The organism is Streptomyces tyrfis (assembly GCF_037034285.1).
In the GTDB taxonomy this organism is placed as follows: domain Bacteria; phylum Actinomycetota; class Actinomycetes; order Streptomycetales; family Streptomycetaceae; genus Streptomyces.
Window position 1 is genome coordinate 13,953 of record NZ_JBAGJZ010000062.1, and the last position, 19,548, is coordinate 33,500.

Here is a 19,548-nt window from a genome sequence, read left to right on the forward strand (position 1 = left end):
GGTCCGGCCAGTTCGGCCACCGGCGGAAACGGCCGATCGCCTCCGCCGAGGTCGACGGCCGCCGGATCGCGGCGCTCACGCCGGGGTGCGGCCCCTCGGCCGCCGGACGGCCCGGACGGCGTCCGCGCACTGGGCGGAGACCGCCGTGCCGTGCCCGTACACCGGGTTCAGCGCGGCCACCGAGTCCCCGGTCGCCACGAACCCGGCCGGGGCGGCCTCCGCGTCGGCGCGGGCGTCGGCCGGGACGTGGGCCGACGGCTCGTCCTCCAGCGCCGGAACGGTCCCCTCACACCTCGCCTCGTAGCGGGCCCCCGGGACCGGGAAGGTTGAACAGCCGCTGTGCGCGACGGTCGTTCTCCTCGCGCGCGGCGGCCCCCCAGGGCCAGGGCCACCCGGTGTCGGCGGTGGGGGAGGGGCACAGGAGGTGATGCGGCACCCGGCAGCGGGCGCCGGGGACCGGCTCGGCGTCCCAGGTGTTGATCGCGGTGCCGTCCACGCCGACGACCCAGCGCCGTCGGGGCGGGAGGAGATGTCCGGGCACGACGACGCCGGGTTCGAGGAGTACCCAGTGACCCTCGTAGAGGGTGGGGTGCCGCTCCTGGCGGAGGCCGCAGTGCGGGCAGTCGGGCGCTGCCGGGGGCGGTGGGGCGGTGGCGCCTTCGCGAAGGGCTTGCAGGTCGTCGTCGGGGCGGTCCGGGCCTGTCGGGAAGGATGCGGTGTCCCCCATACGGTTCAGGGTCCGGACGGGCCGTCAGGTCCGGTAGGGCGCGATTCGGCCGACCTGCGCACATCGCGCCACCGTCCGTGCCCGCAGAGCCGGTGGCGATGCGCGGGCCGGGGCCCGCAGCCGTTCCGTCTCCGGGCCGGGCGGGAAGGCCCGGCGGGCAGCCGGCCGTCATTCGCCGTCCTCGCCGACCGTTCCGACCCTGACCACCCCGTCGAGGTCGGCGAGCTCGGTCACCAGGCGGCTCAGGTCGGTGCGCCCGGCCAGCCGCAGCCGCACCGTGGACGTGCCCTCGGAGGCCGGGGGCGGTTCGGGAGCGTTCTCCACGGTCACGGCGACCACCCGAAGCCCGCGCGAGGTCGTCTCCTCCAGGATGCGGGGGAGCAGCCCGCTCCCGGACCGGTAGGTGAGCAGCACGTCTCCGCTGTTCTCCGGCCATGTCATCGACAACCGGTCCGTGATGAGCGGATAGCCCCGGACCACGAGGAAGTGGATCACGGTCGCGCCCAGCGCGAGCAGCAGCAGGCCGCCGCCGCAGGCCATGCCGATGGCACAGGTGAGCCAGACGGTGGCGGCCGTGGTCAGCCCGCGCACCGAGTTCCGCCGGACGAAGATCAGGCCCCCGCCGATGAAGCCGATACCGGAGACGATCTGCGCGGCGACCCGCGACGGGTCGAACGCGACGCCCGCCACGCCGAGCATCGCGTCGAAGCCGTGCTGCGACACCTCCATGAACAGGGCGCTGCCCACACCGACCAGCGTGTGGGTGCGCAGCCCCGCGCTCTTCTGCTGCACCGTCCGTTCGAGGCCGATGGCGGTGGAGAGCACGAGCGCGACGGCCAGCTCGGTGAACTGCCGGGTCCCCTGACCTCTTCCGAACTCCCACAACCCTGCGGCGAGACCGACTGTCGCGTGGTGCACACAAACCTCCCGGGAAACCACCGTAGGCCATGGGGCGTCGCTCGGCGGCGAACCGGCGGGCTCACCCGCCCGCCGACTCGGTCGGGCCGGAACCGGCCCCTCCTTGCCCGCCCGAGAGGGCGGGGCCGGGTCCCGCTGCCGGTTTGAACGGGCGGCACGAAAGGACCGGGGGCCGGGCTCCGCAGCCGAGCCGAAGGACCCGGGGCCGGGGTACGGAGCGCCGATCCACCCGCTACCTCCGCCCCCGCCCCTGCGGGAACTGCCCCAGGTGCACCGCCCGATGGATGACCAGCGCCAGCTGACGGGCGTCCTCCGTGAACGTGTCGAGGCGGATCCGGCCCCCGCTGTGAAGCCTGATGTCGCAGGTGAAGCCCATGCCCCGGGCCTCGGCCAGGGGGCGGCCGTCGTCGCCGCGGGCGCCCACCCGCGCGATGTCCTCCCAGGGGATCAGACGGGCGGTGCCCGCGACCCGATGGGTCAGCCCCCGCTCATGCACGTCGAAGCACTGCTCCCTGGTGCGGAATGCCTGCACCAGCCGCCAGATCCCCAGGCCCGACCCCAGCAGGCCGACCGCGAGCAGCAGCCCCGCCAGGTTCGGCGCGCCCCTGGTGGTGCCGATCGACGCGACGGCCACGGGCACCCCGAAGGCCATGCCGGCGGCGCCCAGGGTCAGCAGGAGGCCGGCCTGCCGGAGGCGTCTGCCGCCGTCCGTACGATGCTCGCGGACGAATCCGCCCAACTGTCTGGCTGCCTCAGTGCGCCGCACCATGTCCCCCAGCATCGTGGAAATTCCCGGGGCGTGTCCGCCGACCGGGCGGTTCATCCTCACGCCGGGGCCGGAGGAGCGCAACCGTCCCGCACCTGCTCCCAGCCGCGGCCGAGGACGGACGACCGCGACTGAGGACGGACACCGCGACTGAGGACGGACAACCGCGACCGAGGACGGACGATCGCAGCCTCCGCCACTTCCGTCACGGCGTCAGGAGGCGGGGCGCAGCACGGCCGTGACGAGCCGGCCGAGGTGCTCACGATACTGACGCAACGTCATTCCCGCTTCGAGGACGAGCTGTTCGTACCCCTCGGGGGAGAGCACGAAGGACAGCACCGCGGCGGCCTCCTCGTCCGAGGACGCGTCCACCAGGCCGCGACGACGCAGGCGGGCGACGGCTTCGCCGATGTCGGCGCGGCGGTGGTCGAGCAACCGGTCGAGGGTGGCCCGGACGTCGGCCTCCGTGTCCGCCGCGCTGACGAAGGCGCGCCAGAGCCCCGCCGAGCGGGCGTTGGCGGCGGCGATCAGCTCGATCCCCGCCGCGAGGTACGTCTCGCCCGCCAGATGCTCGATGGCCGTGAACTGCTCGCGCTCCAGCAGCGGGGCCGAGCCTTCGGAACCGGCGAAGGTCTGCTCGAAGGCGGCCAGCAGGAGGGCGCGCTTGGGCCCGTACCCCTTGACCGTCTCGACCGAGACCCCCGCGTCGGCGGCGATCTCGGCCAGCGTCGTCCGCCCGTATCCCCGCCGGGCGAACCGGTCCGCGGCCGCCGCGAGGACCCGCCGCCGCGTCGCCTCGGCCTGTTCGGCGCGCAGCGCCGATCGATAGCTGCGGCGTTCCGCCCCGCTCATTTGACCTACCTTCAGGTGTAGTCAATACTTCATGAAGTAAGCCAATGCTAGCGGAGGGGGAAGCCGCGCATGTCCGGAGTACTGATCTGCTCGTCGCCCGCGGAAGGCCATGTCACTCCCTTGCTGGCGGTCGCCCGGGGCCTGGTCGGCGCCGGGCACCGCGTGGTGCTGCTGACCGGACGGCGTTTCGCCGACCGGGTCCGGGCCACCGGGGCCGCTTTCGCACCACTGCCGGAGGCGGTGGACTTCGACGACACCTGGGCCGATTCCCACCCGGAACGGACCGGGAAACGCGGCCTCGCCGCGATGCGCTTCGACCTGGACCACATGTTCTTCCGCGCCGCCGAGTCCCAGTACGAGACCGTCACCGCGCTGATCGACGCGCACGGCGTCGACGTCGTGCTGGCCGAGCCGCTGTTCCTCGGGGCGGCCCCGCTGGCCCTGCTGCCCCGCGAGCGCCGCCCGCGGCTGATGCTGGCGGGCATCGTCCCGCTGCCGCTGACGGGACCCGACGTCGCTCCGTTCGGACTCGGACTGCCGCCTCGCGGAGGACCGCTCGGCCGGCTGCGCAACCGGGCCCTGACCGGGCTGGTGCGCAGGGTGGTCTTCCCGGCCCAGCAGCGGGACCTGTCGGACCTGTGCCGACGGATCACCGGCCGGCCGCTGCCGGGCCTGTTCCTCGACTGGCCCGCTCTGGCGGACGACCTCGTGCAGCTGACCGTCCCGGACTTCGAGTACCCGAGGCCCGGCTCGGCGGCGCCGGTGCACTTCATCGGGCCGCTGAGCCGGAGTTCCGCCGGGGACCATCCGCTGCCCGACTGGTGGGCCGAGCTCGACCGTGAACGCCCGGTCGTCCTGGTCACCCAGGGCACGGCGGCCAACACCGACTTCGACGAGCTGATCAACCCGGCGGTGGCGGCGCTGGCGGGTGAGGACGTGACCGTCGTCGTCGCCACCGGCGGCCGGGGGACGGCGGCCTGGGCCGCCGGGCTGCCCGGCAACGTGCGGACGGCCGCGTTCCTGCCGTACGACGAACTGATGCCGCGCACCGCCCTGATGATCACCAACGGCGGGTACGGGGGTGTGCACTTCGCGCTGCGTCACGGCGTCCCGCTGGTGGTCGCCGGGGCCACGGAGGACAAGGCCGAGGTGGCCGCCCGGGTCTCCTGGTCCGGTGTGGGCGTCGGGATGCGCACCAACCGCCCGTCGGCGAAGGCGCTGGGCGCGGCGGCCCGGCGGGTGCTGGCCGAGCCGGTCTACCGGCGTCGGGCCGGCGTGCTGGCCGGGCAGATCGCGGCGGCGGGCGGGGTCGACGCCCTGGCGGCGCTGATCGCCCCCGGCCGCGCGGTCCGCCCCGACGCGTGAGGATCCTGCCCGAGGACCGCGCCGGACGACGGCGCCGCGTCCGGCCCGTATCAGCTCCGGGCCGGAGCGGGGCCGTCGCGAAGCGGTGAACGCCGGCCGTGCGCCCGCGCGTGGAGCCTGACCCAGGCGGACGAGAGCGTCGACGCCCGGGCGGCTGAGCACCCGCTGCCACCCGCGAACGCTGTGTCAGGCGGCGGCGAGGGCCAGGACGAGTGAGGCGGCGGCGAGGGCGAGACAGATCCCGGGGAAGGCGATGTTGTGGTAGACGGCCGCTCGGACGTGGACGGCCAGGGCCCCCACGAAGAACAGGGCGAGGCCCGCCGCGGCGGCCACGCCGACGAACGGCACGCCCAGCAGCCCCAGCAGCAGCCCGGCCGCACCCGCCGCCTTCAGCAGGGCGAGCGGTGTGATCCAGGCGGGAGGGACGCCGACCTCGGCGGAGTTCGCGCGGACGAACTCCGCCCGCGCGAGGTCCGCGACCGCGATGGCGGCATTGGCCAGGACGGTGACGAGAGTGACGACGACGAAGGCTGTCTCCATGGCTCCACCCTCCCCGTGCACGGACCCGCGCGTCCAATACCTGCATGTATAACCTGATGGCATGGAAGTGGACGTCCGGCTGTTGAGGTACTTCCTGGCCGTCGCGGAGGAAGGCACGCTCACCCGCGCCGCGGAGCGGCTGTATGTGTCGCAGCCCGCTCTGACCAAGCAGGTCCGAAGACTGGAGAACGAGCTCGGGGTACGGCTGTTCACCCGGTCCCGCACCGGCATGGCCCTCACCGAGGCGGGCCGCGCCCTGGCGGCAGGAGTGCCGGAGGTCCTGGCGAGCTGGGAACGGGCGCTGCGCGACACCCGTCGCGCGGCCGGCCGGGCCGCGCGAGTGCTGCGCGTCGGCTCCCTGGCCGGCGGCGCCAACGAGGCCACTCCTCGGATCGTCGCGGAGTTCGCGCGCCGACGGCCCGGCTGGCGGGTCGAGATGCGGCAGGCGCCATGGTCCGATCCGACCGGAGGACTGGCCGCGGGGAGCGTGGACGCCGGTCTGCTGCGGCTGCCCTTCCCCGGCCGTGCGGAGTGGCGGGTCCTGGAGCTGTTCAGCGAGCCGCGCTGGGTGGCCCTGCCCGCCGGCCATCCCCTGGCCGCCCGTGCGGTCATTCCGTTCCGCGACCTGTGGGACGAGCCGTTCGTCGCCGCACCGGCCGAGACGGGCGCGTGGCGGGACCACTGGCTGGCCGCGGACGAACGGGAGGGCCGCCCCGTGCGGATCGGAGCCGTCGTCGACCAGCCCGACGACTGGCTCGGCGCCATCGCCAACGGCTACGGTGTCGCCCTCGCCCCCGCGTCGGCCGCCCGGTTCTACGCCCGCCCGACCGTCGTCTACCGGCCGGTGGACGGGGTGAGCCCCAGCTCGGTCGGCGTGGTCTGGGCTCCGGCCGACGACGCCGACCCGGTCGTGCGGGACTTCGTGAGCAGCTGCGTCGACATGGCGGCGGCCATGGGACCGGGCGGCGGCGCGCCCGGTGCGCCAGGTACGTCCGGGACTGCCGACGCTTCCCCCGCGACCGGCCGGGAGGACGGATGAATTCCGGTCCCCGTCCCGCCTTCCGGCATCCGGCCGACCGGGCGGCGGCCCTCCCGCGCCCCGGGCCGGACCCGGGCCCGCCGACCGTGCCGATACCGCTCAGTCCGCCTTCGGCACGGCGTCGACCCTGTCGTGCAGGGCGAGGAAGAGATTGGTGATGACGGCCGGCGAGGTCATCGGGGCGCCGAGCAGATCCTCGGCCTTGCGCAGCCGGTACCGCACGGTGTTGGGATGCACGTAGAGCCGCTCGGCCGCGGCACGCACGTCGAGCCCGCAGCCGAGGAAGGCGACGACGGTGTCGACGAGGTCCTCATGGGCGAGCAGCGGGCCGAGCTGCTGATGCGCCTTGGCGGCGACCGCGGCGTCGTCACGGCTCGCCAGCAGCCAGCCGGCCAGGTCGATGTCCTCGAACCGCAGCACCGACCCCGGCCGCCCGACCCGCCCGGCGGCGCCCGCTCCCGGGCGGGTGTGCCGACGGCGCAGAGCCACCCGCAGGGCACGCTCGGCGTCCCTGGTCCGGGCGCGGGCGAGATGGAGATCCTCGAACGGCTCGCTCAGCCCGACATGATGGGTGCGGGCCGCTTCCCGGAGCCAGTCGTCGAGGACGACGCGGTCACCGGCCAGCCCGCTGAACCCGCCCGCCTCGTCGGCCTCCAGGACGAGCGGCAGACCGCAGGTCTGGGCCGTCTCCAGAAGCACGTCCCTGGGGTCGGGATGCGCGGGCACCGGCGCGTCGTCGCGCGGACGCGCCGCATCGGTCATCGGGGCGGCCACGAACGCCCGCATCATCCGGTTCCGCTCGAAGCGGAAAGGACGCAACCGGTTCCAGACGCGGCCGACCGTGTCGGGCGTCATGCCCGAGCGGATCGTGCGCAGGATCTCGGCCGCCTCGGTCACGGACTGGGCCATCGTCAGGGCGCGCAGGCCCCTCATCGCCCCCAGGAGCTTCTGGGTCGCGTCCAGGATCGGCTGCCCGAGTTCGGCGACGACCTGCTCGCGGCGCGAGGCGATGGCGATCCAGTACCCGACGCCGCGCAGCGCCACCGGGCGCGCCGCGACATGCCAGCGCCCGACGGTGAAGCCGCGCCGCCCGCCGTGGCTGCTGCCGGCGCGCACCGCGCTCCAGATGAGCACCGTGGGGCCCTGGCCGGTGGACTCGACCACGCGTCCGGACTCCTCGTAGAGGATGGCCGAACCGTGGGTGAGCGCACCGATCCGGTGCACCAGCGCCCTGATCGGCTGGTCCGCGGCCAGCGCCTCCAGCAGGTCCTCCTGGATGCGCAGGCGCTGACGCAGCAGATGCGCGTCCGAGGACAGCTCCGACTCGTGGACGTACTGCTCGATCTGCAGGAACGGCACCGACGGGTCGACCGCGAGCAGGTTCAGCCCCGCGGCCCCGGCGGCCCGGCGCAGGGCGGGCGGGACGTCCTGGAAATGGACGCCGACGCCGAAGAGCAGCGCCGCGGCCCGGCTCCGCGCCAGCTCCTCGACCAGGGCGCTCTGGTGCCGCTCGGCGTCCGGCAGGCCGACGAACCGCAGGCCCGTGGTGAGCATGAGCCAGTCCCGGCGCAACCACTTCCCGGGGCCCTCGATCTCCATCGAGTGCGCGCCGTGGACACGGCGGTCGAGATCCGCCTCGTTGACGGTCCGCAGACCGAGATGACGCTCCCCGAGCAGCGTTCGCACAGTGATGTTCCGGGCCCGTGGCACGCACGCAGCGAACCAGCTTTTGTGCTGCGGCACAACCCTTGACCCATCGGTTTGGCGGAGCGCACATCGACCCGGGGCCGACGCTTCCCCATTCTGTTCACCACTCCGCAATCGCGGCGCTCACCACATCAGGAGCACTTGTGCCAAAGCCAGAACTTCGTGTGGCTGTCGATGTCGGCGGCACCTTCACCGATGTATGCATCTTCGACGAGCGGGCGCGCACGACCCGCGTGACCAAGGTGCCGTCCACCCCGGAGGACCCGATGCGCGCGGTCGTGGCCGGCGTCGAGAGGGCCGGGATCGACCTCGCCGACGTCGGCCTCTTCTCGCACGGCACGACCGTCGCCACCAACGCCCTCATCACCCGCCGCTTCCCGGCGGCCGCGATGGTGACGACGCGGGGCTTCAGGGACGTACTGGAGATCCGGGACGGCACCAAGGACGACCTCTGGGACGCCTACTCCGACGTCGCACGCCCCTACATCCGGCGCCGTGACCGCTTCGAGGTGTCGGAGCGGATCGACGCCGAGGGCCGCGTCGTCACCCCGCTCGACGAGGAGGAGTCCCGCGGCCTGGCCCGGCTGCTGGCCCGCCGAGGCGTGACCACGGTCGCGGTGTGCTTCGTCAACTCGTACGCCAACAGCGCCCACGAACTGCGGATGGCGCAGATCCTCGCCGAGGAGCTCCCCGAGGCGAGCGTGTCCACCTCCGCGGCGATCCTGCCGGAGATCTTCGAGTACAAGCGGTTCAACACCACCGTCGCGAACGCCGTGCTGGCCCCGCTGGTCACCGGCTACGTCGACCGCCTGGCCGACCGCCTGAGCCGGGGCGGCTACCGGGGCGACCTGCTCCTGCTGCACTCGGGCGGCGGATCGATGACCCCGCGGATGGTGGGCAGGTTCCCCGTACGCCTGGCGGCCTCGGGCATCGCGGCCGGCGCCATCGCCGCCCGGCACGTCGCCGCGCAGTGCGGACACCCGAACGCGATCGGGCTGGACATGGGCGGCACCAGCACCGACATCTGCCTGGTGCACGAGGGGGAGCTGCGCACCACCAAGGAGTGGTCCGTCGAGTACGGCTACCCCATCACCTTCCCCAGCATCGAGGTGCTCACCATCGGCGCCGGCGGCGGCTCCCTGGCCTGGATCGACGAGGCGGACTCGCTGCGCAACGGCCCGCAGTCGGCCGGCGCGACACCGGGCCCCGCCTGCTACGCCGCGGGCGGCGAGGAGGCCACCAACACCGACGCCAACCTCGTCCTGGGCCGGCTCGGCACCAGCCTCGCGGGAGGCGCCAAGTCGCTGCGGCCCGAACTGGCGGAGAAGGCCCTCCGGAAGATCGCCGAGCCGCTGGGGCTCCCGCTCGCCGAGGCAGCGGGGGCGATCGTCGAGGTCGCCAACGCCAACATGGCCGACGCGGTCCGGCTCGTCTCGATCCGGCGCGGCTACGACCCCCGCGACTTCGCGCTCGTCGCGTTCGGCGGCGCGGGCGCCCTGCACGGCGCCGAGGTCGCCCGCGAGCTCGGCATCCCGACCGTGATCGTCCCGCCGAACCCGGGCGTCACCTCCGCACTCGGCTGTCTGCTCGTCGACATCCGGCACGACCTGTCCGCAATGTTCTCCTGCCTGGCGCACCAGGCCGACACCGAGGAATTCGAGCGGGTCTTCCAGGAATTGGAACGGGAGGCCTCGCAGCGCCTCGCCCACGAGGGCGTCGCGCCCGAGCACGCGGTGCTGGAACGCAACGCCTCGATGCGCTACCAGGGCCAGTGGCGCTCGCTCGTCGTGCCCTGCGGGACGGGACCCGGCGCGCTCGCGGAGGCGGTGGAGCGCTTCCACGAGGAGCACGAGCGCGAGTTCGCGTTCCGTCGGGACGACACCCCGGTCGAGATCTACCAGCTCGGCCTGCGGGCCACCGGCGTCACGCCGAAACCGGCGTTCGCCCCGCACGACCCCGTCGAAGGCACGGCCCCCGAACCGGCGACCGTCCGGCAGGTCTGGTTCCCCGGCACCGGCTGGACCGACACCGGAGTCCACCGCCGCGACGACCTCCCGGCCGGCACCCGCGTCCAGGGCCCCGCGATCGTCGAGCAACTGGACTCCACCACCGTCGTCCCGCCCCGCGCCGAGGCCGAGATCGACGCCTGGCTCAACATCCGCATCCACCTCCGGGAGGCCTGACGTGAACACCACCGAGCACCCTCCGCACGCGCGGACGCTCGACCCGGTCACCTTCGAGGTGCTGAAGAACGCCTTCACGACCTCCGTCGACCTGATGAGCGAGCAGATCCTGCGGACCTGCTACTCCTTCGTCATCTACTGCCGCGACTTCTCCTCCGCGCTGTGCGACGCGCGGGGCAACACCGTCATGCAGGGCAGCCAGGACATCGCCGTGCACGTCGGCACCCTGCACTTCCAGTGCAAGGCCGTCATCGAGTACTTCGGCGACGACATCCGCCCCGGCGACGTCTTCGCCATCAACGACCCCTACCGGGGCGGCACCCACTTCAACGACATCAGCTTCATCCGGCCCGTCTTCGCCGGCGACGAGATCATCGGGTTCGCCCAGAACAAGGGCCACTGGGCCGACGTCGGCGGCACGGTCCCCGGCTCCTTCGACGTCACCGCGAAGGAGCACTTCGGGGAGGGCCTGCGCATCCCGCCGCTCAAGATCTGGGACCGCGGCGTCTTCCGCCACGACGTCGCCCAGCTGATCGTGCAGAACACCCGCTCCCCGTTCGTCGGCCTCGGCGACCTGCACGCCCAGTCCGAGGCGACCGCCGTGTGCGAACGCGAACTGCTCCGCCTCGTCGACCGCTACGGGCGGGACACCGTCGTCGCGGCCATGGCCGAGGTCCAGGACTACGTCGAGGACCTGGTGCGCGGCAAGGTGGCCGAACTGCCCGACGGGACCTGGGAGGCCGTCGACCACCTCGACGCCGACCCCGGCGGCGCGGAGGGCCTCGTCCCGATCCGGGTGAGGATGACGATCGAGGGCAGCACGGTCAACTACGACCTGTCCGGCAGCGCCCCCGCGGTCGCCACCTTCCTCAACAGCGGCTACGGCGCCACGTACTCGGCGCTCTACGCCGGCACCAAGACCTTCTTCCCCGACGTCCCGCTGAACTCCGGCTTCTACCGCGTGGTCCTCGGCGACCTCGGCCCCGAGGGCACGGTCGTGAACGCCGGCTGGCCGATCGCGGTCACCGGATTCTGCTCGGGGGCCTACGAAAAGCTGATGAACGCGATCATCGAGATCTGGTCGCGGATCCTGCCCGAACGCGCCATGGCCTGTTCCTTCAACCTCGAATACCTCCTGGTCGGCGGACGCGACGGCAGACACGAGGAACGGCCGTACTTCATGTGGTACGACTGGATGGCCGGCGGCTGGGGCGGCCGCCGCACCAAGGACGGCTCCAACGCCACGTCCCCGGTGTTCGGCCCGGGCCTGGCCGTGCAGCCGCTGGAGGGCCAGGAACGCCTGTGCCCCGTCCTGACCACCACGCACAGCATCACCACCGACTCCGGCGGCCCCGGGACGTACCGCGGCGGCTGCGGCGTGGACAAGGGCGGCCTGCTCACCGACGCCGAGAAGACCGTCATGTCGTACTGCTGCGACCGCGCCCGCTCCCTCACCTGGGGCATCCAGGGCGGCCTGCCCTCCGTCCCGCACGGCGTCTGGCTCAACAAGGGCACCGAGGAGGAACGCTTCCTCGGCAGCGTCTTCTCCAACGTCGTCGTCGAAGCCGGCGACACCTTCACCCGCCCCTCGGCCGGCGGCGGGGGATACGGCGACCCGCTCCGGCGCGACCCCGCCCTCGTCGTCGAGGACGTCGTCGACGGCTATGTCTCGCTCGAACGCGCGGCCAAGGACTACGGCGTGGTGATCCGCCCGGTGCGCCCCGAACTCGACGAGTACGAACTCGACCAGGAGGCCACCGACGCCCTGCGCGCCGAGATCGCCGCCGCCCGCGCCGACTGGCTCGCCCAGGACCCCGAGGAACTCGCCGAACGCTACCGCGCCGGCGAGGTGGACATGCTCGACATGATCCGCCGCTACGGAGTCGTCGTCGACTGGGGCACCGGCGAGCTGCTCCGCGAGACGACCGACCAGTTCCGCCGCACCCTGCGGGACCGCGCGCTCGCCCACTGGGAGTGACCGCGCCACCACGCTCCGGGCGCCCCCGCCTGGAACGCCCGTCGGCGCCCTCCCCGGAGCGCCGACGGGCCGCGGCCCGGTCAGGCGGGCCGGTGACGGCCGGTCCCCGCGATGTGCTACCTCTACCTCGCGGAGACCGGCCGCGCGCCCCGCGGCCCCGCACCACCGGCCGAACGGAGAAGAACAGCGTGGGCGTACCCCTCACCTGGCTGCTGCGACGCCAGGACCTGCGCCTGAAGGTGCTCGCCGGACACGACAACCTGAACCGCGAGGTCGACTGGGCGCACAGCATCGAACTCGCGGACCCGGTGCCCTGGCTCGGGGGCGGGGAACTCGTGCTCACCACCGGCCTGCGGCTCCCCGGCCCGGACGAGGCCCGCAAGCACTACACGCGGCAGCTGGCCGACGCCGGGGTGGCCGCGGTCGGCTTCGGCGTGGGCCTGTCGCACGCGCGGGTGCCCGACGCCCTCGTGGCGGCCGCGGAGGAGACCGGACTGCCCCTGCTCGAAGTCCCGCTGCCCACGCCGTTCGCGGCGGTCACCAAGGCGGTCATGGAACGGCTCGCCGAGCTGCAGTACGAGGGCGTCGTCCAGGCGTCCCGGGTCCAGCCCCGGATGACCAGGGCCGCACTCCACGGCGGCGCCCAGGCCGTCGTGCGCGAGCTGGCCGTCTCCACCGCGGCGTCTGTCCTCTTCCTGGACCACGACGGCGCCGCACGGGCCTCGCACCCGCCCGGCGCCCGCGCTCCCGACCCCCGCGGCCGCACCGGCCTGGGCTCCTCGGACCGGGCCGCGGCGGCGGTGAGCACCGGCCCCGACGGGGTGGTGGCCGTACAGCAGGTGCGCGTGGGCCCCCGGGTGCACGGGCGCCTGGTCCTGACCGCCGACCGCCCCCTCACCACGGTCGACCACCTGCTGCTGGGGCACGCCGCGTCGCTGATCGCCCTGGAAGCGGAGAAGCCCCTGCGACTGCGCGACGAGCAGAGCCGCGTGAACGGCATGTTCCTGCGGATGCTGCTGGACGGCGCGATCCCCGCGGCGGCCTGCGCCGACCACCTCGCCGGGTCGGGCTTCCCGCTCCGGGACGGCGTCCGCGTCCTAGCGCTGCGCGGCGGCAACCCGCGACGCGATCTGACGCGGGCGGGGGAGGAGCTGGCCCGGCGCGGCCTGCCCCTGTTCGGCACCGTGCACCGGGGATGCGCGGTGGTGCTGCTGCCCGGCACCCACGCGGACACGGCACGCGCCATCGCGGACGGCGGACCCGCCCGGCCGCGCTCGCGCGGCTGCGCCGGGCTGAGCGGCGTACACGATCCGGGCGACGGCCCGGCGGCGCTCCGCGAGGCCATGAACGCAGCCTCGGCGGCGCGGGCGCGCGGCTGCCCGGACCTCGTCGCCTTCGAGTCGCTGGCCGGGCGGACGCTCGCCGCCGCCCCGGAGACCAGGGCGGCGCTCCAGGCAATCGCCGAGGCCCGGCTCGGCCCGCTCGCCGCGTACGACGCCCGGCGCGGCGCCGAACTGGTCGCCTCGCTGCGGGCGTTCCTCGAACACAACGGGCAGTGGGAGGCGGCCGCCGCGGTCCTGGGCGTGCACCGGCACACCCTGCGCGGCCGGCTGGAACGGATCCGGGAGCTCCTCGGCATCGATCTCGACTCGGCCCACGTCCGGGCCGAACTCCTGCTGGCGCTGTCGGCATGGCAGGAGCCCGGCCGCCGCGACTGACGACGCCGCCCGGCCGGGGCGACCGGGCGGCACCGGCCCGCCGGCGACCTTGGGGAACCGGTGCGAAAGCCGGTCACACGGCGGACGCGGCCTCCGCCGCGACGGCCTCGCCCAGCAGCGAGAGCCCCTCCACCAGCAGGTCGTCGGGGATCGACAGCGGCGGCAGGAACCGCAGCACGTTGCCGTAACTGCCCGCCGTCAGCACCATCAGCCCGTCCGCGTGGCAGCGCCTGGCGATCCGCGCCGCGAGGTCGGGCGCCGGCAGCCGGTCGCCGAACGGCTCCACCAGCTCGATCGCGGCCATCGCGCCCCGGCCGCGCACGTCCCCGATCACCGGGTGCGCGTCCCGCAGCGCGTCGAGACGGCCGAGCATGGTGTCACCGATCGCGAGAGCCCGCTCCAGCAGACCGTGCGCCTCGATCTCGGCGAACACCCCGAGCGCGGCCTCGCAGGCCACCGGATTGCCGCTGAAGGTGCCGCCCAGCCCGCCGGCCGGCACCGCGTCCATCAGCTCCGCCCGGCCGGTCACCGCGCCCAGCGGCAGCCCGCCCGCCAGGCCCTTCGCGGTGGTGACCAGATCGGGCCGGATCCCCTCGTGCTCACAGGCGAACATGTGCCCGGTGCGGGCGATGCCGGTCTGGACCTCGTCGGCGATCAGCAGGATCCCGCGCGCCCGGCAGATCTCGGCGACCCGGGGGAGGAACCCGGGCGCGGGCACGATGAACCCGCCCTCGCCCTGGACCGGCTCGACGAGGACGGCTGCCGCGTTGTCCGCCCCCACCTGCCGGTCCAGCAGATCCTCCAGGGCGTCGGCGGCCTCCTCCGCGCAGTCGGCCGAACCCGAGGGCCAGCGGTACGGGTACGCCATCGGGGCGCGGTGGACCTCGGGCGCGAAGGGGCCGAAGCCCTGCTTGTACGGCTTGTTCTTGGCGGTGAGGCTCATGGTGAGCAGCGTGCGCCCGTGGAAGGCGTGGTCGAACACGACGATCCCGGGCCGCCCGGTGGCCGCCCGCGCGATCTTGACGGCGTTCTCCACGGCCTCGGCCCCGGAGTTCACCAGAAGAGTGCGCTTCTCCCCGGGAACGGGCGCGTACTCGTTGAGCTTCGCGCACACGTCGAGATACGACTCGTACGGGTTGACCAGGAAGCAGGTGTGGGTGAAGCGGCGCAGCTGCGCGGCGGCGCGCTCCGCCACGGCCGGGGCGGAGTTGCCCACCGTCGTGACGGCGATGCCGCTGCCGAAGTCGATGAAGGAGTTGCCGTCGGCGTCGACGATCACTCCGCCGCCGGCCGCCTCCACGAACACCGGCAGCGTCGCGCCGACACCGGCCGGGACCAGCGTGCGCTGACGGGCCAGCAGCTCGCGCGAGCGCGGGCCGGGAATCTCGCCGACGATCCGTCGAACCTGCGTGAGACCGGGACCGCCGACCGGTCGGGAAGCACGGGGCATGGAAGGTCCTCCGAGGAACTGCGGGGATGGGGGCACCGAGCCAAACACCGCCACGACGGCCGCGGCCATGGACGGAACGGCGTGCCCGAGCCCCCGGACACAGGACATCCCGTCCAGTGCGGTGGCGCCCGCGCGGTCCCCAGAATCGTCCTCACCGCCCGGGGCGCTCCGACGGGCGGCGTGGCACGGGCCTGTGGACCCCGGAACCTCTGGGCCCACGGGCGCGTACGGGAGCCACGGACGCGCACGGAGTCATGGAGAGGAAGGCCGATGCGGGACAGTGCAGGCAGCAGCACGGCGGCGGGCGGAGTCCCGCGGCCGGCCCGGACCCTGCGGCACCTGGTCGCGGGACGGTGGCGGCCCGGCGACGGCGACGAACTCGTCGACACCAGCCCGGCACGCCCCCACGAGACGGTGGCCCTCGGGCGGCTCGCCCTCGACCACGACCTCGACGAGGCCGTCGCCGCCGCCCGCGACGCCTTCCCCCGATGGGCGGCCACCCCCCACCACGTACGCGACCGGATCCTCGATCGGGCCGCCGCCGTCATCGACGCGCACGCCGAGCAGTGGGGCGAGGAACTGTCCTGGGAGGAGGGCAAGACCCGGGCCGAGGGGATCGGCGAGGCGCGGCGCGCCGCCGAGATCTTCCGCTACTACGCGGGCGAGGCGTCCCGTCCCGCGGGCGAGGTGTTCGCCTCGCCCCGGCCCGGCGAACAGATCCAGGTGATCCACCGCCCGGTCGGCGTCATCGCGGCCGTCACCCCCTTCAACTTCCCCCTCGCGATCCCCGCCTGGAAGATCGCCCCCGCGCTCGGCTACGGCAACACCGTCGTGTGGAAGCCCGCGAGCACCGTCCCGCTGCTCGCGGTACGGCTGGCCGAGGCCCTGGTCGAGGCCGGGCTGCCGGACGGCGTGCTGTCGCTGCTCATCGGCGACGGACGGCTGGGAGGCCGACTCGTCGAGCACCCCGGGGTGGACGCGGTGACGTTCACCGGGTCGACGTCGGTCGGACGGGACCTGATCGCCGCCTGCGGCCGGCTGGCCCGCCCCGTGCAGACGGAGATGGGCGGCAAGAACGCGGCGGTCGTCCTCGCCGACGCCGACCTCGACCTCGCCGCGACCGAGGTGCTCGCCGGGGCCTTCCGCGCCACCGGCCAGAAGTGCACCGCCACCTCCCGGCTCGTCGTCGCGGAACCCGTCGCCGACGCCTTCCTCGCCCGGCTCACCGAACGGGCCGCCGCCCTGCGGGTCGGCGACCCTCTCCACCAGGACACCGACATGGGCCCGGTGATCTCCCTGCGGGCCAGGGACGAGATCCAGCGAGCCGTCGACGACGCGGCCGCCCGCCCCGGCACCGATGTCCTCACCGGCGGCCGTCCCTACGACGACGACCGCGCCACCGGCGCGTTCCTCCCGCCCACCGTCGTCGAACTGGCCGGGGACGACCCGCTGTGGCGCGAGGAACTGTTCGGCCCCGTCCTCGCCGTCCGCCGCGCACGCGACACCGCCGACGCGCTGGCCCTGGCCGACGACAGCGAATTCGGCCTGTCGGCCGCCGTCTTCACCGACGACCTGCGCGCCGTGACCGCCGCCGTCCACCGGCTCGACGTCGGCATTCTGCACATCAACTCCGAGACGGCGGGCGCCGATCCGCACGTGCCGTTCGGCGGCGCGAAGCACAGCGCGCACGGCCCCAAGGAGCAGGGCCGCGCCGCACGCGAGTTCTTCACCCGCACCACGACCGTCTATCTGCGAGGCTCCGGAGGGCCGACACCGTGACCACCCCCTCCGTACTGCCGCTGAGCGGCGTCCTCGTCGCCGACTTCGGCCGCGTCCTCGCCGCCCCGTACGCCACCATGCTCCTCGCCGACCTCGGCGCCGACGTCATCAAGGTCGAACACCCCGCCACCGGGGACGACACCCGGGCATGGGGCCCGCCCCACGCCCACGGCCAGGCCACCTACTACCTGTCCGTCAACCGCAACAAACGCTCGGTGGCGCTCGACCTGCGCGACGCGACCGACCGGCGCCGCGCCGCCGAACTCGCGCGCCGCGCCGACGTGCTGTTCGAGAACTTCCGGCCCGGGACGATGGAGAAGCACGGACTCGGCTACGACCAGGTCACAGCGGCCAACCCGGGCCTCGTCTACTGCTCGATCACCGGCTTCGGCACCGGTCCGGGAGCCGCCCTTCCCGGCTACGACCTGCTGATCCAGGCCGTCGGCGGACTGATGAGCGTCACCGGCCCCGCACCCGGGCAGCCGGTCAAGACCGGCGTCGCACTCGTCGACGTCCTCACCGGGCTGCACGCCGCGACCGGCGTCCTCGCCGCCCTGCGCCACCGCGACGCGACCGGCCGGGGGCAGCACGTCCAGGTCAACCTGCTCTCCACCCTGCTGTCGAGCCTGGTCAACCAGTCCGCCGGATACACCCTCGCGGGGCAGGTGCCCGGCATCCTGGGCAACCGGCACCCCTCCATCGCGCCCTACGAGGTCTACCCGACCAAGGACCGGCCGCTCGTCGTCGCCGTCGGCAACGACCGCCAGTTCGCCGCCCTGTGCCACGGTCTCGACGCCCCGCACCTCGCCGACGACCCCCGCTTCACCACCAACCCCGACCGCGTCGCCCACATCGACGAACTGACCGGGGAACTCGGGAGACTGCTCGCCACCCGCACCGCGGCCGAATGGTTCGAACACCTCACGCCCCTGGGCGTGCCCTGCGGCCCCGTCAACGACCTCGCCCAGGCCTTCGACCTCGCCGAGCGCCTCGGCCTCGCACCCCGGGCCGCGCTCACCGGCGACGAGGGGCCCTCAATGGACCTCGTCGCCAACCCGATCTCCCTGTCCCGCACCCCACCACGCCACGACCGCCGACCGCCCCGGCTCGGGGAGCACAACGGCGAGATCACCGCCTGGCTGGACACCCCCGACCCCACCCACCCAAGGAGCACACGATGAGCGGCGCCACGCCGATGAAGGACCCCCTCGACCTGCTCGACTTCGCCTCGGCACTCACCGACGAGGAACGCGAGATCCAGGCCACCGTCGCCAGGTTCCTCGCCGACCGGGTCCGCCCGCACATCGCCGAATGGTTCGAGAACGCGCACTTCGCCCGTGAACTCGCCCCCGAACTCGGCAAGCTCGGGCTGCTCGGCATGCACCTCGAGGGATACGGCTGCGCGGGCACCAGCGCCGTCGGCTACGGCCTGGCCTGCCTTGAGCTCGAAGCCGCCGACTCCGGCTTCCGCAGCTTCGTCTCCGTCCAGGGCTCGCTGTCCATGTACTCCATCTGGAAATGGGGCTCGGAGGACCAGAAGCAGGAGTGGCTGCCCCGCCTGGCCGCCGGCGAGGCGATCGGCTGCTTCGGACTGACCGAACCCGACTTCGGCAGCAACCCCGCCGGCATGCGGACGAAAGCCGTCCGGGACGGCGACGACTGGATCCTCAACGGCTCCAAGATGTGGATCACCAACGGCGGCATCGCGGACGTGGCCACCGTCTGGGCCCGGACCGAGGACGGCGTCCGGGGCTTCCTCGTCCCCCGGGGCACCCCCGGCTTCACCACCCAGGACATCAAGCAGAAGATGTCCCTGCGCGCCTCCGTCACCTCCGAGCTGCACTTCGACGACGTCCGGCTGCCCGACTCCGCCCGACTCCCGCTGGCCGAGGGCCTGCGCGGACCGCTCTCCTGCCTCAACGAGGCCCGCTTCGGCATCCTCTTCGGCGCGGTCGGCGCCGCCCGCGACTGCCTCCAGGCGGCCCTCGGCTACGCCGACGCGCGCGTCCAGTTCGACCGGCCCATCAGCGGCTTCCAGCTCACCCAGAAGAAGCTCGCCGACATGAGTGTCTCCCTGAACAACGCCGCCCTGCTCGCCCTGCACCTCGGCCGTCTGAAGGACCGGGGCCGCATCCGCCCCGAACAGATCAGCGTCGGCAAGCTCAACAACGTCCGCGAGGCCATCGCCATCGCCCGCGAATGCCGGACCGTCCTCGGCGCCAACGGCATCTCCCTGGAGTACTCGCCGCTGCGCCACGCCAACAACCTGGAATCGGTGCTCACCTACGAGGGCACCAGCGAGATCCACACGCTGGTCATCGGCCAGGCGCTCACCGGCCAGGCCGCCTACCGCTGACCGGCGCCCGAGGGCCGTCCCGTCGTCCCCGCCGGGACAGCCCTCGGCCACCGGCGTCCGCCGCGAGCGCGAACATACCCCGCCCGCATATGACACGGACGGTCGCCACCGGATCGGCCCCGCCCGTGGACGCGGATGCGATCAGCCGCCGGGGCCACGCCGACGACCCA

General features: G+C 73.8%; 15 protein-coding genes. 8 read left to right on the top strand and 7 right to left on the bottom strand.

Annotated elements, in window-relative coordinates; translation table 11 throughout:
- Positions 1-286: 286 nt before the first annotated feature.
- From WA762_RS32010 to WA762_RS32025, 4 genes are all read right to left on the bottom strand, one after another.
- Positions 287-727: a DUF6083 domain-containing protein gene (locus WA762_RS32010; RefSeq protein WP_335940701.1), complete on the bottom strand. Its 441-nt coding sequence runs from the start codon at positions 725-727 to the stop codon at positions 287-289.
- 168 nt (positions 728-895) lie between these two features.
- Positions 896-1,645 (bottom strand): MgtC/SapB family protein, encoded by a 750-nt coding sequence (locus tag WA762_RS32015; protein ID WP_335940703.1) that lies wholly within the window; start codon positions 1,643-1,645, stop codon positions 896-898.
- 232 nt (positions 1,646-1,877) lie between these two features.
- Positions 1,878-2,414, bottom strand: coding sequence for a hypothetical protein (locus tag WA762_RS32020; RefSeq protein ID WP_335940705.1), 537 nt, complete (start codon positions 2,412-2,414; stop codon positions 1,878-1,880).
- 210 nt (positions 2,415-2,624) lie between these two features.
- A complete protein-coding gene (locus tag WA762_RS32025; protein WP_335940707.1) occupies positions 2,625-3,263 on the bottom strand; it encodes a TetR/AcrR family transcriptional regulator in 639 nt (212 codons plus the stop codon).
- 69 nt (positions 3,264-3,332) lie between these two features.
- Between WA762_RS32025 and WA762_RS32030 the strand changes: the two genes are divergently transcribed.
- On the top strand, positions 3,333-4,628 hold the full coding sequence (locus tag WA762_RS32030; protein ID WP_335940710.1) for a glycosyltransferase: 1,296 nt from the start codon (positions 3,333-3,335) through the stop codon (positions 4,626-4,628).
- A gap of 186 nt (positions 4,629-4,814) precedes the next feature.
- Here the strand turns inward: WA762_RS32030 and WA762_RS32035 are convergent, their stop codons facing one another.
- Positions 4,815-5,168 carry a DoxX family protein gene (locus tag WA762_RS32035; protein ID WP_335940712.1) on the bottom strand — a complete coding sequence of 118 codons (354 nt, stop codon included), beginning with the start codon at positions 5,166-5,168 and terminating at the stop codon, positions 4,815-4,817.
- A 61-nt stretch (positions 5,169-5,229) separates the two neighbouring features.
- Between WA762_RS32035 and WA762_RS32040 the strand changes: the two genes are divergently transcribed.
- On the top strand, positions 5,230-6,207 hold the full coding sequence (locus WA762_RS32040; protein ID WP_335940714.1) for a LysR family transcriptional regulator: 978 nt from the start codon (positions 5,230-5,232) through the stop codon (positions 6,205-6,207).
- A 99-nt stretch (positions 6,208-6,306) separates the two neighbouring features.
- On the opposite strand, the gene WA762_RS32045 is transcribed toward WA762_RS32040, so the two are convergent.
- Entirely contained in the window at positions 6,307-7,893 is a 1,587-nt protein-coding gene (locus WA762_RS32045; RefSeq protein WP_335940715.1) for a helix-turn-helix domain-containing protein, read from the bottom strand.
- A 185-nt stretch (positions 7,894-8,078) separates the two neighbouring features.
- Here WA762_RS32045 and WA762_RS32050 point away from each other — a divergent pair, with 185 nt between their 5' ends.
- The 3 genes from WA762_RS32050 (at position 8,079) to WA762_RS32060 (ending at position 13,793) form a co-directional block, all read left to right on the top strand.
- Complete coding sequence (locus WA762_RS32050) at positions 8,079-10,097, top strand: hydantoinase/oxoprolinase family protein (protein WP_335940717.1); 2,019 nt, start codon at positions 8,079-8,081, stop codon at positions 10,095-10,097.
- A 1-nt stretch (position 10,098) separates the two neighbouring features.
- Complete coding sequence (locus WA762_RS32055) at positions 10,099-12,075, top strand: hydantoinase B/oxoprolinase family protein (protein ID WP_335940719.1); 1,977 nt, start codon at positions 10,099-10,101, stop codon at positions 12,073-12,075.
- 188 nt (positions 12,076-12,263) lie between these two features.
- Positions 12,264-13,793: a PucR family transcriptional regulator gene (locus tag WA762_RS32060; protein WP_335940721.1), complete on the top strand. Its 1,530-nt coding sequence runs from the start codon at positions 12,264-12,266 to the stop codon at positions 13,791-13,793.
- Between the two features lie 73 nt (positions 13,794-13,866).
- Here WA762_RS32060 and gabT read toward each other — a convergent pair whose 3' ends face one another.
- Positions 13,867-15,243, bottom strand: coding sequence for a 4-aminobutyrate--2-oxoglutarate transaminase (gene gabT, locus WA762_RS32065; RefSeq protein ID WP_335940723.1), 1,377 nt, complete (start codon positions 15,241-15,243; stop codon positions 13,867-13,869).
- Between the two features lie 270 nt (positions 15,244-15,513).
- On the opposite strand from gabT, the gene WA762_RS32070 reads away from it, so the two are divergent.
- The 3 genes from WA762_RS32070 (at position 15,514) to WA762_RS32080 (ending at position 19,378) form a co-directional block, all read left to right on the top strand.
- The gene (locus WA762_RS32070; protein WP_335940725.1) at positions 15,514-17,022 is read left to right on the top strand and encodes an aldehyde dehydrogenase family protein; all 1,509 of its coding nucleotides are present in this window, start codon (positions 15,514-15,516) and stop codon (positions 17,020-17,022) included.
- 77 nt (positions 17,023-17,099) lie between these two features.
- Positions 17,100-18,203 carry a CaiB/BaiF CoA transferase family protein gene (locus WA762_RS32075; RefSeq protein WP_443080731.1) on the top strand — a complete coding sequence of 368 codons (1,104 nt, stop codon included), beginning with the start codon at positions 17,100-17,102 and terminating at the stop codon, positions 18,201-18,203.
- A complete protein-coding gene (locus WA762_RS32080) occupies positions 18,200-19,378 on the top strand; it encodes an acyl-CoA dehydrogenase family protein (protein ID WP_335940729.1) in 1,179 nt (392 codons plus the stop codon). Before WA762_RS32075 ends, WA762_RS32080 begins: the two co-directional genes overlap by 4 nt.
- Positions 19,379-19,548 lie beyond the last annotated feature (170 nt).